The organism is Myceligenerans indicum, assembly GCF_016742955.1.
GTDB classification, from domain to species: Bacteria; Actinomycetota; Actinomycetes; order Actinomycetales; family Cellulomonadaceae; genus Myceligenerans; species Myceligenerans indicum.
This window is the reverse complement of the sequence record NZ_JABBYC010000019.1, coordinates 40411-54827: the sequence shown is the minus strand read 5'-3', so window position 1 is coordinate 54827 and position 14417 is coordinate 40411. Positions and strand designations below refer to the sequence as shown.

At 73.8% G+C, this 14417-nt stretch carries 14 protein-coding genes; 8 read left to right on the top strand and 6 right to left on the bottom strand.

Features of this window, described 5'->3' with window-relative positions:
* Positions 1-77 precede the first annotated feature (77 nt).
* Positions 78-2648, top strand: coding sequence for an ATP-dependent DNA ligase (locus HGK34_RS12005; RefSeq protein ID WP_244666655.1), 2571 nt, complete (start codon positions 78-80; stop codon positions 2646-2648).
* A 54-nt stretch (positions 2649-2702) separates the two neighbouring features.
* Here the strand turns inward: HGK34_RS12005 and HGK34_RS12000 are convergent, their stop codons facing one another.
* From HGK34_RS12000 to HGK34_RS11980, 5 genes are all read right to left on the bottom strand, one after another.
* On the bottom strand, positions 2703-3095 hold the full coding sequence (locus tag HGK34_RS12000) for a VOC family protein (RefSeq protein WP_201847531.1): 393 nt from the start codon (positions 3093-3095) through the stop codon (positions 2703-2705).
* A 259-nt stretch (positions 3096-3354) separates the two neighbouring features.
* Entirely contained in the window at positions 3355-4098 is a 744-nt protein-coding gene (locus HGK34_RS11995) for a maleylpyruvate isomerase family mycothiol-dependent enzyme (protein ID WP_201847529.1), read from the bottom strand.
* Between the two features lie 160 nt (positions 4099-4258).
* On the bottom strand, positions 4259-4924 hold the full coding sequence (locus HGK34_RS11990; protein ID WP_201847527.1) for a pyridoxine/pyridoxamine 5'-phosphate oxidase: 666 nt from the start codon (positions 4922-4924) through the stop codon (positions 4259-4261).
* Positions 4921-5850, bottom strand: coding sequence for a TetR/AcrR family transcriptional regulator (locus tag HGK34_RS11985; RefSeq protein ID WP_201847525.1), 930 nt, complete (start codon positions 5848-5850; stop codon positions 4921-4923). The genes HGK34_RS11990 and HGK34_RS11985 overlap by 4 nt, the downstream gene beginning before the upstream one ends.
* A gap of 77 nt (positions 5851-5927) precedes the next feature.
* A complete protein-coding gene (locus tag HGK34_RS11980) occupies positions 5928-6146 on the bottom strand; it encodes an SCO4848 family membrane protein (protein WP_201847523.1) in 219 nt (72 codons plus the stop codon).
* 131 nt (positions 6147-6277) lie between these two features.
* On the opposite strand from HGK34_RS11980, the gene HGK34_RS11975 reads away from it, so the two are divergent.
* The 5 genes from HGK34_RS11975 to HGK34_RS11955 all read left to right on the top strand — a co-directional run bounded on the left by HGK34_RS11975 (position 6278) and on the right by HGK34_RS11955 (position 11989).
* A complete protein-coding gene (locus tag HGK34_RS11975; RefSeq protein WP_201847521.1) occupies positions 6278-7489 on the top strand; it encodes a GNAT family N-acetyltransferase in 1212 nt (403 codons plus the stop codon).
* Complete coding sequence (locus HGK34_RS11970) at positions 7489-7995, top strand: SRPBCC family protein (RefSeq protein ID WP_201847519.1); 507 nt, start codon at positions 7489-7491, stop codon at positions 7993-7995. Before HGK34_RS11975 ends, HGK34_RS11970 begins: the two co-directional genes overlap by 1 nt.
* Positions 7996-8073: 78 nt before the next feature.
* Positions 8074-9570 (top strand): malate dehydrogenase (quinone), encoded by a 1497-nt coding sequence (gene mqo, locus HGK34_RS11965; RefSeq protein WP_307815924.1) that lies wholly within the window; start codon positions 8074-8076, stop codon positions 9568-9570.
* A gap of 103 nt (positions 9571-9673) precedes the next feature.
* Positions 9674-10465 (top strand): CHAD domain-containing protein, encoded by a 792-nt coding sequence (locus HGK34_RS11960; RefSeq protein WP_201847517.1) that lies wholly within the window; start codon positions 9674-9676, stop codon positions 10463-10465.
* A gap of 138 nt (positions 10466-10603) precedes the next feature.
* The gene (locus HGK34_RS11955; RefSeq protein WP_201847515.1) at positions 10604-11989 is read left to right on the top strand and encodes a pyridine nucleotide-disulfide oxidoreductase; all 1386 of its coding nucleotides are present in this window, start codon (positions 10604-10606) and stop codon (positions 11987-11989) included.
* Between the two features lies 1 nt (position 11990).
* Here the strand turns inward: HGK34_RS11955 and HGK34_RS11950 are convergent, their stop codons facing one another.
* On the bottom strand, positions 11991-13082 hold the full coding sequence (locus HGK34_RS11950; RefSeq protein ID WP_201847513.1) for an EamA family transporter: 1092 nt from the start codon (positions 13080-13082) through the stop codon (positions 11991-11993).
* Between the two features lie 48 nt (positions 13083-13130).
* Here HGK34_RS11950 and HGK34_RS11945 point away from each other — a divergent pair, with 48 nt between their 5' ends.
* Positions 13131-13664, top strand: a complete 534-nt coding sequence (locus HGK34_RS11945; RefSeq protein WP_201847511.1) for a CGNR zinc finger domain-containing protein — start codon at positions 13131-13133, stop codon at positions 13662-13664.
* 20 nt (positions 13665-13684) lie between these two features.
* Entirely contained in the window at positions 13685-14395 is a 711-nt protein-coding gene (locus tag HGK34_RS11940) for a sulfotransferase-like domain-containing protein (protein WP_201847508.1), read from the top strand.
* Positions 14396-14417: the final 22 nt, after the last annotated feature.

The following is a 14417-nucleotide window of genomic DNA, read 5'->3' as shown; positions in this document are numbered from 1 at the left end:
CACCAGAAGGTAAAGTTCAGGCAACGATTGAGGATTCTCAAGATGTGAACCTCGTCGCACCTGCGGACCATGAAGGCATGACCGGCCCTTCCGGGATGGACGCCCTTTCCGGTGACACCACCGTCACCGTCGACGGCCGCCGCCTGCGCCTGTCCAACCTCGGCAAGGTGCTGTACCCGGCCACGGGCACCACGAAGGGCGAGATCCTCCACTATCTCGCGCAGGTCGCACCGGTGATGCTGCCACACGTCACGCGGCGTCCGGCCACTCGCAAGCGCTGGCCGGACGGCACCGGCGAACAGGCCTTCTTCCAGAAGAACGCCGGCCCCGACACGCCGTCGTGGGTGGCGCTGCACCGCATCCGGCACAAGACGTCGGTCAACGAGTACGTCCTGGTCGACGACGTCGCCACCCTCGTGTGGCTCGGCCAGACCGCGACGCTGGAGCTCCACACCCCCCAGTGGCGCGTCGGACGTACGGGCATCGAGCTGCCGCCCGACCGCCTCGTGCTCGACCTCGACCCCGGGCCGGGCGCCGGGCTGGCGGAGTGCGCCCAGGTCGCCCGTTGGGCACGGGAGGTGCTGGCCGGGATGGGCCTCGACCCGCTGCCCGTGACCAGCGGCTCCCAGGGCATCCATCTGTACGCCGCTCTCGACCGCCGGTACGCCGGCACGCCCGCGGAAACCCCGTCGCCGTCCGCGCCCGGCGCCCCGCCGACGTCTGCCGACGTCACCGCCGTGGCACACGAGCTCGCCCGGCACCTGGAGGCCGAGCACCCCGACCTCGTGGTCAGCGACATGAAGAAGTCCCTGCGCGCGGGAAAGGTCCTGATCGACTGGTCGCAGAACAACGGCGCGAAGACGACCATCGCGCCCTACTCCCCGCGCGGCCGCGAGCGCCCCTGGGTGGCCGCACCGCGGACGTGGGCCGAGCTGGACGACCCGGACCTGCGGCAGCTCGAGGTCCAGGAGGTGCTCGACCGCGTGGCGGGCGACGGCGACCTGCTCGCACCGCTGCTGCGGGGGCACCACGACGCGCTGGAGCCGACGGCCGAGCGCATGGCCGCGTGGTCCCGTCTCGCGGAGTACCGGGCGAAGCGTGACCCGGGGCGCACGCCGGAGCCGTTCGGCGGGAGCCCGGCGGCCCCGGCCGCCTCGCCGTCGTACGTGATCCAGGAGCACCACGCCACCCGCCTGCACTGGGACTTCCGTCTGGAGCACGACGGCGTGCTGGTGTCCTGGGCGCTGCCGCGCGGGGAGCCGACCGACCCGGGGCGCAACCACCTCGCGATCCAGACGGAGGACCACCCGCTGGAGTACGGCGCGTTCGAGGGCACGATCCCGCGCGGCGAGTACGGCGCCGGTGAGGTCACCATCTGGGACTCCGGCACCTACGACCTGGAGAAGTGGCGCGACGACGAGGTGATCGTCGTCGTGCGCAGTGCGCGTCGGGGCGCGAGGCGGCTCGCCCTGATCCGCACGGGCGGACGCGGGGCGGGCGATGCCAACCAGTGGCTGATCCACCGCACGAAGGCCCAGCCGAGCGGAGAGCCGCCCGCGACCGGACCGGGGCCCGCCAGGGAGGCAGCGGCGGCGGCAGCGCCGGACCCGGCGCCCGCCTCCGGCACGCACGCCGGCGCCGGCGGTCTGCGCCCGATGCTCGCCACGCCGGCGGGCCCGCGCGAGCTGCTCCGCCTGGATCCGGACGAGTGGGCGTTCGAGATGAAGTGGGACGGCTTCCGCGTGCTCGCGCACGTCGCGGCCGGGGGTGACGTGAGGTTGGTCAGCCGGGCCGGCCTCGACATGACCGCGACGTTCCCGGAGTTGCGGGCGCTCGGGGATGCGGTGGGCCCGGAGGACCGGCCCGCGGTGCTGGACGGCGAGGTCGTCGCCCTGGACTCCGACGGACGGCCGAGTTTCCGACGGCTCCAGCAGCGCGCCAACCTGTACAAGGGCCGGGACGTGGAGCGGGCGCGGCGGCGGGTCGGGGTCGAGGTCTTCCTGTTCGACGTGCTCCGTGCGGGCGGAGCGGACCTGACCGGCGAGCCCTGGTCGGCGCGGCGGGAGGTGCTGGAGCGGGTGGTCTCACCGGGCACGCTCGTGCACGTCCCGCCGGTGCTCGAGCTCGACGCCGCCGCCGCGCTGGTCTCCTCCCGCGACCTGCGGCTGGAGGGCGTGGTCGCCAAGCGCCGCCGGTCGCGGTACGCGCCGGGGCGGCGGTCCCGCGAATGGCTCAAGGTGAAGCACGTCGAGTCGCAGGAAGTGGTGGTCATCGGCTGGAGGCCGATGCACGCCGGCACCGGCCGGCCGGATCCGTCCGCCGCCGGGGCTCTGCTCCTGGCCGTACCGGAGGCGAGGTCCGGGGACGGTCCGGACGCGGTGCCGCGGCCGCTGCGTTTCGCGGGGCGGGTGGGCACGGGCTTCACGGAGAAGGAACGGCGTGAGATCGCCCGGCGGCTGGACCAGATCGGCGTCCGGGAGCCGGCCGCCGCCGAGGTGCCGGGCCCGGACGCCCGTGCCGCTCGCTGGTGCGAGCCGATCCTGGTGGGCGAGGTCGATCACGCGGGCTGGACCGCGGACCACCGGCTGCGCCACCCGGTCTGGCGCGGCTGGCGGCGGGATCGTTCCCCGGACGACATCTCCCGCTGAGCCGCCGCTGACCGGCGTGGCCGCCAGGGTCTTCCCCCCGGCGGCCGGAAAGACTCAGCCCAGTTCGGCCTCGCTGCGCAGGATGCAGAACTCGTTCCCCTCCGGATCGGCCATCACGACCCAGCCCGTCCCCGGACCGTCGACCCCGCGGTGGTCCTCGACCTTCGTCGCGCCGAGCCGGAGCAGCCGCTGGTACTCGGCGTTGCGCTCGCCGGACCGGGGCCGCAGGTCGAAGTGAAGGCGGTTCTTGACCGTCTTCCCCTCCGGCACCTTGATGAACACGATCGGGACCCGGCGCCCCTTCGGGTCCTGGATGTAGCACTCCTCGTGGTCCGGTGCGTTGGGGTCGTCCGGGTCGTCGGCGTAGCCGAGCACGTCCTTCCACCACTCGGACAGGGTGTAGGGGTCGTGGCAGTCCACGGCGATGTGCGAGATGAAGGCAACCATGTGCTGAACTCTCCCATCGATCGACGCCCGCCGTGAAAATGGACCCGCCGCCCGCGGCACGGCCCTGACGGGCCGACCACTGGCAGCGGGCCGGGCACCGGCAGCGGTCCGGGCACCGGCAGCGGTCCGGGCACCGGCAGCGGTCCGGGCACCGGCAGCGGTCCGGGCGCCGGCGCGACGGCCTCGGCGCACCGGCGCACCGGTCCCGGCGGGACGGCCTCGGCGCACCGGCGCGGGTCTCGGCACGCCGGCGACGGTCTCAGCGCCGCGCCGACGGCCACGGGGCGAGCTCCGGGAGCGGGACCTCGGCCCCGTCCCGCGTCGCCCGGACCTGCCGGGCCGGCTCGCGTCCCGCCAGCCAGGCGGCGACGTCGATCGGGGCGCCCGACACGACGGTCTCCCCGCCCGGCGCGGACCGGTCCGTCCCGGCCCCGCCACCCGCGACGTCGTCGAGCACGACGCCCTCCGGGAGACGCACGCCCAGGAAGTCCCGCAGGTGCTCCTGGAGCTCGTCGTCCCAGGTGTCGAAGCCGATGCCCAGGTCCGCGTCCACGCCGTGGATCCGCACCTCGCGCCACCAGGCCAGCAGGCAGCCGGTCACCGGCCCCTCGCGGTACGAGGTCGGGGCGTCCCACAACGGCGAGCCCGGCTCGGGCCACGCCGCCGCGAGGCGTTCGCGCGCCGCCGCCAGCGCGGCGACGTGCTCGGCCGGTGTGCGGGTGGATCCCGCCTCGATCGCGGCGTTGCGCCCCTCGACCCCGCCGTCGTAGGGCGCGATGCGCTCGGAGCGGGCCGCGTACTCGGCCTGCCGGGCGAGCGCCTGGGCGACGCCGTCCACGTGGGCGAGGACATGCCCCCGGGTCCAGTCCGGCAACCCGGACGGTTCGCCGACGGCGTCCTCGGGAAGGACCCGGACCGCCTCGATCAGCGCGTCCAGGGCCGCGAACGAGTCGGCGCGGGCATGCTCGGTCAGGGCGGTCCCGGTCGGAGTTTCTGTCGTCATCGCTGCTCCCGTGTCATGTTTCTTGGTGGATCGGATCGGAGGTTCGCACGCCGGCCGCGGGTTGGAGGCCGCGGGTTGGAGGCCGCGTCAGGAGGCCCGTGGCGTCCGTGCTGAAGGAGGTGACGGTCGCCATGAGCCTGCTGACGCCGGATCGGTCGGGTCACGGCCAGAGGAGGGTTGTGGTCCAGCCCGTCTCGGTCTCTCGGTACAGCAGCCGGATGTGGGGGCCGTCGTCGGGTGCCTGCCAGAACTCGACCTCCGTGGGGGCGAGGACGAAGGCGGTCCATTCGGGAGCCACCAGCCCGGGGTCCGCCGTCACGGCGGCGAGGGCGGCGGCGAACGCGGCGTCGTACTCCGCGAGAGAGCCCAGGGGTTCGCTCTGGCGGTTCACCAGGCCCGCGGCGCGGGAGGCATCCGGCCGGGCCAGGAAGTCGGCCCGGCTCGCCGCGGGATCGGCCGGGCCCGCGGTACCCGTCACCTTGACCTGCCGGCCCAGCCGCGGCCAGAGGAACGTCATCGCGGCGTGCGGGTTGGCCTCCAGGTCTCGGCCCTTCGGCCCGCTGCACTGGGACGCGAACCACCAGCCCGCACCGGTGACGTCCTTCAGGATCACCGCACGCGCGTGCACCTCGCCGGCGACGTCGGCTGTCGACAGGACCGTGGCGTGCGGAGCCTGGACGCCACCGGAGATCGCCTCGTCGAGCCAGGCCGTGAACAGCTCGTGCGGCGTGGCCGGGACAGCCGCGGGGTCGAACGACGGCAGCCCGGGACGGGGGAAGGTCTCCAGCGCGCGCAGCCGTTCGCGCAGGGTGGTGGGCTCGCTCATGCGGATTCTCCTCGGCGTCGGGGGCGGCGGGTGACGGACCCCGGGTCGATGCCGGACGGCGCACCGGCGGGGGATACGCCCTCCGGCGACGCGGCGTCGGGCTCGGCGGGCCGGAGCGCGGCGACATCGGGCTCGGCAGGCCCGGACGCGGCGGCGCAGGGTGGAGACGCCTCGGACACCTCACCGCCGAGTCCGCCGCTCGCAGGCCCGCCGCTCGCAGGTCCGCCGCTCGCAGGCCCGGCACTCGCAGGCCCGGCACTCGCAAGGTCGACGCTCGCAAGTCCGCCGCTCGCAAGTCCGCCGCTCGCAAGTCCGCCGCTCGCAAGTCCGCCGCTCGCAGGTCCGGCACCGTCGGATGCGCGGAGCAGCGAGAGGAACCCGCGCACGGCCGCGTGCATGGCGCCGGGGTCCCCGGTCGCCCGGGCGAGGACGTACCCGCCCTGCACGATCGCGACGGCGGCGTGCGCGCGGTCGCGGGCGGCGGCGGCGCCCAGGCCGGTCTCGCGGAAGGTGGCGGTCACCTCGTCCAGGAGGTCGGTGAAGTACTGGGTGACGACGGCGTGCAGGTCGCCGTCGTCCATGACGGCCTGGTCGCTTGTGAGCCGGCCGACCTTGCATCCCGCGAGCGCGTCCCGCCGCCTGCCGACGTAGGCGCCGATCCGCTCCAGTGCGGCGGAGTCGCCGCGCAGGTCGGCACGGGCCTTCTCGACGGCGTCGGCCGTGGTGGCGGCCACGCCGGCCACGGCGAGATCCCGCTTGGTCGGGAAGTGGTGGTACAGGCTGCCCTGCCCGACGCCGCTGGCGCTCATCACCTGCCGAGGGCTGGTGGCTCCGACACCCTGGCGGGCGAAGAGCTCCTGGGCGGCGGCGACGAGGCGAGCGCGGGCCGACCGGAGTTCGGCGTCGGCTGAGCTGGTCCGGGACACGACGCCACCATACCTACCTCCAGGTATGGTGGCAACGACACGTGCCCCGGACTCGCGTTCCCCCGGGGCCGTGACGATCAGAACAACGTGAGCACACCCAGCACGCCCACCGCGAGACCCAGCGCGAGCGAGACCAGGATCAGCACGGCGTGCACGGTGAGGAATCTGGTGGCACGGCCGGAGTCGTCGCGTGAACGCGGGTCGGCCGCGATCCGCTGCCAGAAGCGCGGCCAGATGAGCAGGTTCCATCCGGCGGTGACGATGAGTACGACGGACCAGGCGACAGGAAGGTTCACACGGGCAAGTATCGCGCCACGCGCTCCAGGTCCGCCCGGGGTCGGCCCGGGGCCGGCCCCGGGGTCCACCCCGGCGCGGGCATCGCTCCCGCACCCGTCGCCGAGGAGGACATCCAGGTAGTGTCGCGGCCATGGCCATGACCGTGCGCCGCGTCACGTATGAGGACCAGCCCGAGTACCAGCGCCTCGGCTCCGAGGCGTTCGGCGGCGGACCACGCCCGGTCCCGGCACGAGAGCTGTGGGAGTCCGCGCCGGACCGGGAGTGGGGCGTGTTCGACGACGGGGCGCTCGCGTCCCGGCTGCGGGTGTACGGGATCACGTCGTGGTTCCACGGCGGGCGCATCCCGACCGCCGGGATCGCAGGTGTCGCGGTCGAACCGGAACGCCGCGGCAACGGACTGGTCGGAGCGATGTTCGACGCCGCCCTGGCCGAGGCCCGCGAGCGCGGCGAGGCGATCTCCACGCTGTTCCCGAGCGCCCCAGGCATCTACCGCCGGCTCGGCTACGAGGTGATCGGCTCCTTCGACGACGTCGACGTGCAGCTCGACCGGGTCGCCCGCACAGGACCGCCTGCGGGGGTCACCACGCGACGGGCCACCGTCGCCGACGTCGAGGCGATCACCGCGGTGCACGCCGCCTGGGCGTCCGGGCAGAACGGCCCGCTCAGCCGAACGGAGCAGCCGTTCTGGACGCCTCCGGAGAAGTACGTCGGGGACTACACCGGGATCACGCTGGCCGTGCAGGACGGCGTCGTGTCCGGATTCGCCAGCTGGATCCGCGGCACGGGCGACAACCCGGCGGACACGATGATGGAGGTCGACGACCTGATCGCGCTGACGCCGGAAGCGGCTCGCGCGCTCTGGCTCACGCTCGGCACCTTCTCGACGGTGGTCGGGACGGCCCGCGTGGCGACGTCGGGCAGCGGTGCCGGCATGGACCCGGCCTGGCTCGTGCTCCCGGACCTGCGCCTGCGGCGGGTCGCGGAGCGCCCGTACATGCTCCGGGTCCTGGACGTGGAGCGTGCGCTGGAGGGCGCGTGGCTCGCCCCGGTGGCCGGGGACGTCCCGTTCGCGGTACGGGGACCGGAGGTGGGCCTGTCGGGAGCGTGGACGATCGAGGTCTCCGGCGGTGTGGCGCATCTCGAACGAACGCCTGTCGACCTGGCCGACGCCCACCACGACCGCCCCGTGCTCACGGCGAACGGGCTGGCGCTCCTGTACGCGGGAGCCCAGTCGGCACGGAACCTGCGCCTCGCGGGACACCTGGAGGGCCCCGAGACGTGGGACGGGGCGCTGTCCGCGATGTTCTCCGGTCGTCAGGTCCACGTGCGGGACTACTTCTGATGCGTACCGCCACCCGCACCTTCCGCCTGATCACCACCTGGCGCGTCCCCGCACCGGCGGGCCAGGTGTGGGACATCCTCGCCGAGCCCGGATTCACCTGGCCGGACTGGTGGCCGAGCCTCACCCGGGAGTCGTCCGGCGCCATCACGGGGCCCGACGGGTACGGCGGCGCCGGGTCGTGGGCGCGCCTGCGGGTGCGGAGCCCGGTGGGCGCCGCCCTGGTCATCCGCCTGGATCTCGTGGAGTCGCGCGCGCCCGGCGCCGACAGGTCCGGACGCGCGAGGCTTCGGGTGTCGGGGGACCTGCGCGGCGGGGCGTCGGTGCTGGTCTCCGAGCAGCCGGGCGATCAGTCGGAGGTTCGTCTCACCTGGGTCGTCACCCCCACACGCGGATGGACCGCACGCGCCGCCCGGCGGGCGCCCGCCCTGTGCGAGTGGTCCCACGCCCGGGTGATGCGTGCGGGCGAACGGGGCCTGGTGCGGCACGTGCTTAGCACGTCATCGTGAGCGACGTCACCGCCATATCCCTGTGACCTGCACCACCAACTTTGTTCCAGTCTTCACAAGCGACCTACAGTGGAGCGCGTGAACTTTCCGCGCACCAATGAGAAGCCCCTTGCGTCCGACGTCGACGTCGCGCTGATCGGCGGCGGCATCATGAGTGCCACGCTCGGCGCCCTGCTGTCCGTCCTCGAACCGACCTGGCGGGTCGGCATCTACGAGCGGCTGGACGACGTCGCCCAGGAGTCGTCCAACCCGTGGAACAACGCGGGCACCGGCCACGCCGCCCTCTGCGAGCTGAACTACACGCCCGAGCGCAAGGACGGCTCGATCGACATCTCCAAGGCCGTCAAGATCAACGAGCAGTTCGAGACCTCGCGCGAGTTCTGGAACCACCTGCTCACGGCCGGCCTCATGGAGGGCACCGACTTCATCAACGTCACCCCGCACATGACCTTCGTGCGCGGGGAGAAGAACGTGGACTACCTCCGCCGCCGCTGGGAGACCCTCCGCGAGCACCCCCTCTTCGAGGACCTGGAGTTCACCGACGACCCGTCCGTGGTCGCGCAGTGGGCTCCCCTGCTCGTGCGCGACCGTGACGCCGGCGAGCCCGTGGCCGCCACCCGCGCCGCGGCCGGGACCGACGTCGACTTCGGGGCCCTCACCCGCAAGCTCATCGACCTGCAGGTGCGCCAGGGCGCAGACCTGCACACGAACCACGAGGTCACCGGCCTGAAGAAGGAGCGCGACGGCCGCTGGCGCCTCTCGCTGCGCGACCGCGGCTGGAACGCCGAGACCCGGGGCCGGACCGTGCGGGCCCGCTTCGTGTTCGTCGGCGCGGGCGGCGGCGCCCTGCCGCTGCTGCAGGCCGCGGGCATCAAGGAGATCCGCGGCTACGGCGGCTTCCCGATCTCCGGCGAGTTCCTGCGCACCTCCAAGCCTGAGGTCGTCGCCGACCACCACGCCAAGGTGTACGGCAAGGCCGAGGTCGGCGCCCCGCCGATGTCCGTGCCGCACCTGGACACCCGTGTGGTGGAGGGCAAGAGCTACCTGATGTTCGGGCCGTACGCCGGGTTCTCCCCGAAGTACCTCAAGAAGGGCAAGTACCTCGGCCTGATCACCAGCCTGCGGGCGCACAACCTCTTCTCGATGCTCGGCGCGGGCCTGAAGAACCTCGACCTGACGCAGTACCTCGTGGGCCAGGTCGCCGCCGCACCGGAGACCAAGTTCCACGAGCTGCAGAAGTTCCTGCCCACCGCGAAGCCCGGTGACTGGGAGAAGATCACTGCCGGCCAGCGCGTCCAGGTCATCAAGTGGGTCAAGGGCAAGGGCGGCGTGCTGGAGTTCGGCACCGAGGTCATCGCCGCGAAGGACGGCTCGATCGCCGGCCTGCTCGGCGCCTCGCCGGGCGCGTCCACCGCGGTGTCCGCGATGCTCGGCGTCCTGGAGCGGTGCTTCGCGGACCGTTACGAGGACTGGAAGCCGCAGCTCGCGACGATGATGCCGTCCCTCGGCGGCGAGGTCGCCCCGATCACCGACGACGTCGCGTTCGCGGGGGCCGACCGGGTCGCCGCTCGCTGAACCGGGCCGCCGCTCGCTGAACCGGGCCGCGGCGGCCCGCGCCGCGGCCGTCGTTCTCCCCGCCGGGAGGATCGACGCCTCCCCTCCGGTGTAGAACGGGGATGTGGACCCCGTCGTCGTCGGCTACCTGCGCGAGCAGGCCGACACGCTCCGCGGCCAGGAGGAGGCCGTTCGCACCGACGTGCCCGACAGCATCCATCAGGCCCGCGTCGCCGTGCGCAAGATCCGCAGCGCCCTGCGCGTCTTCGCCGCCGACGAACCCGGCGCCGGGCCCCTCGACGACCGGCTGCGGGAGTGGGGCCGCACGCTGGGCCGCGCCCGTGACGCCGAGGTCGTCCGGGAGCTCCTGCGAACCCGCGCCCGCATGCTGCGGGCCGACGACGGCAGGACCCGTGCGGCTCGCGAACTCGCAGACCGGCTCGACCGGCAGCTCGCACGGGAGTACGAGGGCGCCCGGACCGCCGTACTCGACGTGCTCGGCACCCCCGAGCACACCGCGCTGCTCGCCGAGCTGGACCGGTTCGCCGTGCCCACCGAGGAGGAGGCCAGTCACCTCGTGGCCGCCGCGCGGGGTGCACGCAAGACGTTCCGCAAGCGGGAGCGCAAGGCCGGCCGGCTCTCCGGGCCCGACGCCGATCGCGCCTGGCATCGCGCACGGCGTGCGGCCAAGCGCGCACGCTACGCGGCCGAACTGGTCCGGGACGCGGTACCCGGCAAACCTGCCCGCACCTACCGCGACCATGCGAGACGTCTCAGGAAGGCGCAGTCGCGCCTGGGCGCACGCCAGGACGAGGTGGCGCTGCGGGGCTGGCTCGCGCGGCAACGCTCCCGCGCACGCGACGACGGGGAGGACCTGACCCCGTACGACGTCCTGCTCCACCCCGACACCGCCTGACGGCCGCTCACCCCCACCCGCCGACGACCGGGCGCGGTCCGGCACCGCATCTGCGGGAACCGGCCCGGCTCCCGCGAGCGCGGGATCCGGGCCGATCAGGGGTTGCCGCTCCCGGGAGACCGGTGCTGTAGTGAAGGCATGGCTCGCGTGGTGGAGTCCGACTACCTGGTCGTGGGCGCCGGGGCCGCGGGCATGGCGTTCGTCGACGCGCTCGTCGGTCACGACCCCACCGTCCGGGTCGTGCTCGCCGACCGGCGGCCGGGCGCGGGCGGGCACTGGCTCGACGCCTATCCGTTCGTGCGCCTGCACCAGGCGTCGCCCTTCTACGGGGTGGCGTCGACGCCGCTGGGCACCGGGCGGCTGCAGACCGAGGGCCCGGAGGCCGGCCTGCACGAGCGCGCCACCGGCTCCGAGATCGTCGCCTACTACGCCCGCGTGCTCCAGGACACGCTGCTCGCCTCCGGCAGGGTCGAGTTCTACCCCGGCCACGAGCACCTCGGCGGCGGGACCCTGCGCTCGCTCGACTCGGGCGAGAGCGTCGACGTGCGGGTGCGGCGCCGCGTCGTCGACGCCCGCTACCTCTCGCCCGACATCCCGGCCACGACCCCGCCGCCGTTCGCCGTCGGCGAGGGCGGGAGGGTCGTGCCGGTCGGTGAGCTGCCGGCTCTGCGGCTCCGTGAGGCGCCCGCACGCTGGGTCGTGGTCGGCTCCGGGAAGACGGCGACGGACGCGTGCATCTGGCTGCTCGGCCAGGGGGTCGACCCCGATGCCATCTGCTGGGTGCGGCCGCGTGACCCGTGGATGCTCAACCGCGCCGTCATCCAGCCGGACCCGGCGACCTTCGTCGGGATGGCCGCCGACCTCCTGGGCGCCGCGGCCCTGTCGTCCTCGCCCGACGATCTCCTGCTGCGCCTGGAGGACCTCGGCATCCTGCTGCGTATCGACCGCACCGTGACTCCGACGATGGCCAAGACGCCGACCCTCGCGCAGTGGGAGCTCGACCAGCTCCGCACGATCGAGAATGTCGTGCGGAAAGGACACATCCGGCGCGTCGAGCACGACCGGCTGCTGCTCGACGACGGCGACGTGGTCACGGGGCCCGGTTCCGTCGTCGTGCACTGCGCCGCGTCCGGGCTGAAGTACTCGCCGCTGGTCCCGATCTGGGGCGAGACCATCACCCTGCAGCCGGTCCGGGTGGGGTTCCCGTGCTTCGGGGCCGCGCTCGTCGGGTTCGTCGAGGCGAGACGCCGGGACGACGCCGAGAAGAACGCCCTGTGCACGCCGACCCCGTACAGCAACACACCGGCCGACTGGATGACGATGCAGGTCCTGGGAAACCGCGCATCGCTGCGGCTCGGCGCCGACCCGGAGGTCAGGGCGTGGTCGAACACCACCGTGCTGAACCCGTCACGGGTGGGCCCCGGCGACGCCGGGCGGGCCGACGTCGCCGAGGCCGCCGCGCGGCTGAGACGTAACGCTCCGGCGGGGATCGCGCGGATGGCGGAGTTCGCCGGGATGGCCTGAGCTAACGGCTCTCCCCCGCCCGCACGGTGACGATCCCCACCAGGATCAGCACGCCGCCGGCGAGCTGTACCGGCGCCGGCTCCTGGCCCAGCAGGAGCCAGGCGGCCAGCACCGCGAACATCACCTCGGTCAGCCCCACGAACGACGCGAGCCGCGCACCGAGGCGGCGGCTCGCCGCGATACCCGTCGTGTACGCGACGGCCGCGGTGACGACACCCAGGCCGAGCACCGGGACCCACCAGGGCAGGGTGAACCCCTGGAACCGCACGACCTGGTCCGCGACCCGTAGCGGCACGATCCCGACGAGCCCCGCGACCAGGAGCGACATGCCGCCGGCCAGCAGGCCGCCGGAGGCCAGCGCGACAGGCGGCAGCCCCGTCGGCCGTGCCGACATCAGGAAGTATCCGGCCGCGCCCACCATCGCCCCGAGCGCCCAGAGCACTCCGGGCACGCTGATGCCCTCGCCTCCCGCGAGGTCCAGCACCAGGACGAGCCCACCCAGCGCCACGACGCCACCGATGCACGTGAGCGCGCCGGGGCGCCGCCCGTGCCGGGCCCACATCCAGCCGACGACGGCCACCGGCGCCATGAACTCGATGAGCAGCGCCACGCCGACGTCCAGGGAGGACACCGCGTAGAAGAACGTGAGCTGGGTGCCGGCCACCGCCACCATGCCGTAGGCCACGAGCGACCAGACCTGGTCACGCAGGCTGGACCACCGGCCGCGCAGCGCGAGGGCGGCCGGAAGGGCGAGGACGGCTCCGCCGATGAGCACGCGCGCGGTGACCGCGGCACCGGCCGTCCAGCCGGCGTCGAGCAGGCCGCGGGCGAACGGACCCGACAGGGAGAACGTGGCCGCTGCGACAAGGGCGAAGACGATACCGGTCGTCGCCTGTGCTCCCGGCACCGTCCCGGCGGGGTGCGGCGACTCCTCTCCGGCCGCCGCCGGGGATGGGCCGGCCGCGGCGCGCGCCGGCGGGCGGACGGTCGTCGTCCCCGGGAGCGTCGTCCCCGGGAGCGTCTGCGCCGCGGTGGCGCGCTCTGCGGCCGCAGGGGCCGGGCCGGCGCCGGGGACACCCGTGTCATCAGTCATATCCGCCATGACTCATGACCGTAAGTGGCTGCGCGGTAATGTGTCAACATGCTTTTCGAGCATGACACCGAACCGAACCTGAAAGCCGCCGTCGCCCTCGTGAACTCGGCCGAGCCGCCGCGCACGCTCGAGACGGCCGGTGACCTGGACGCCTTCTACACGGCACACGGCTACACGGTGCGGCACGACGGGGACGAGGCGGAACTGGCCGCCGTCCAGGCGTTGATCCCGCGCCTGCGCGAACTCCTGACCGCGGACCGCGACACGGCCGCGGCACTGGTCAACCGCATGCTCGCCGACGCCTCGGCCGTCCCCCGACTCGTGCGCCACGGCGAGACCGACTGGCACCTCCACTCCGTGGCCGACGACGCCCCCTTCGCCGTGCACATCGCCTCGGAGACGGCTCTGGCCGTCGCGGACCTGATCCGCTCCGACGAGATGTCCCGCCTGTCGGTCTGCGTGGATCCGGCGTGCGAGGGGCTGGTCCTCGACCTCTCCCGGAACCGCTCGCGCAAGTTCTGCAGCACGCGGTGCAGCAACCGCGCCGCGGTGGCCGCCTACCGCGACCGCTTGCGCGCCTGACGGTGGGTAGTCTGCGCTCCATGACGCTGCGTATCGCGATGTGGTCCGGTCCGCGCAATCTGTCCACCGCGATGATGCGCAGTTTCGGGAACCGGGCGGACACGTCCGCCGTCGACGAGCCGCTGTACGCGGCCTACCTGGACGCCACCGGGATCGACCACCCCGGCGCCGCCGAGGTCATCGCGTCCCAGTCCCCCGACCCGGCCGCCGTCCTGCGTGAGCTGACCGTCGGCGCGGTCCCGACGGCCGTGCAGTACCAGAAGCACATGACGCACCACGTGCTGCCGAGCACGCCGCGCGAGCCGCTCGCCCGGCTGACCCACGCGTTCCTCGTCCGCGACCCCGAGCGCGTGCTGGTGTCCTACGCGAAGGTGCGCTCGGAGCCCACGCTGGAGGATCTCGGGCTCCCCCAGCAGCTCGAGTTGTACGAGCGGTTCGGCGGCCCGGTGGTCGACGCCGCCGACGTGCTGCGCGACCCCCGCGGCACGCTGGGCGCACTGTGCGCCGCGCTCGGCCTGGAGTTCGACGACGCGATGCTGTCCTGGCCGCCCGGCCCCCGCCCGGAGGACGGCGTCTGGGCGAAGCACTGGTACGCGGGCGTGGAGGCGTCCACCGGCTTCGCCTCGGAGTCCCCCGGCACCGGCGACCCGTTGCCGGAACGCCTGCACCCGCTGCTGGAACGCTGCCTGCCGTACTACGAGCGGCTCGCTCCGTACGCGCTGCGCCCGTGACGGGCCGTGCCCGACTCCACCC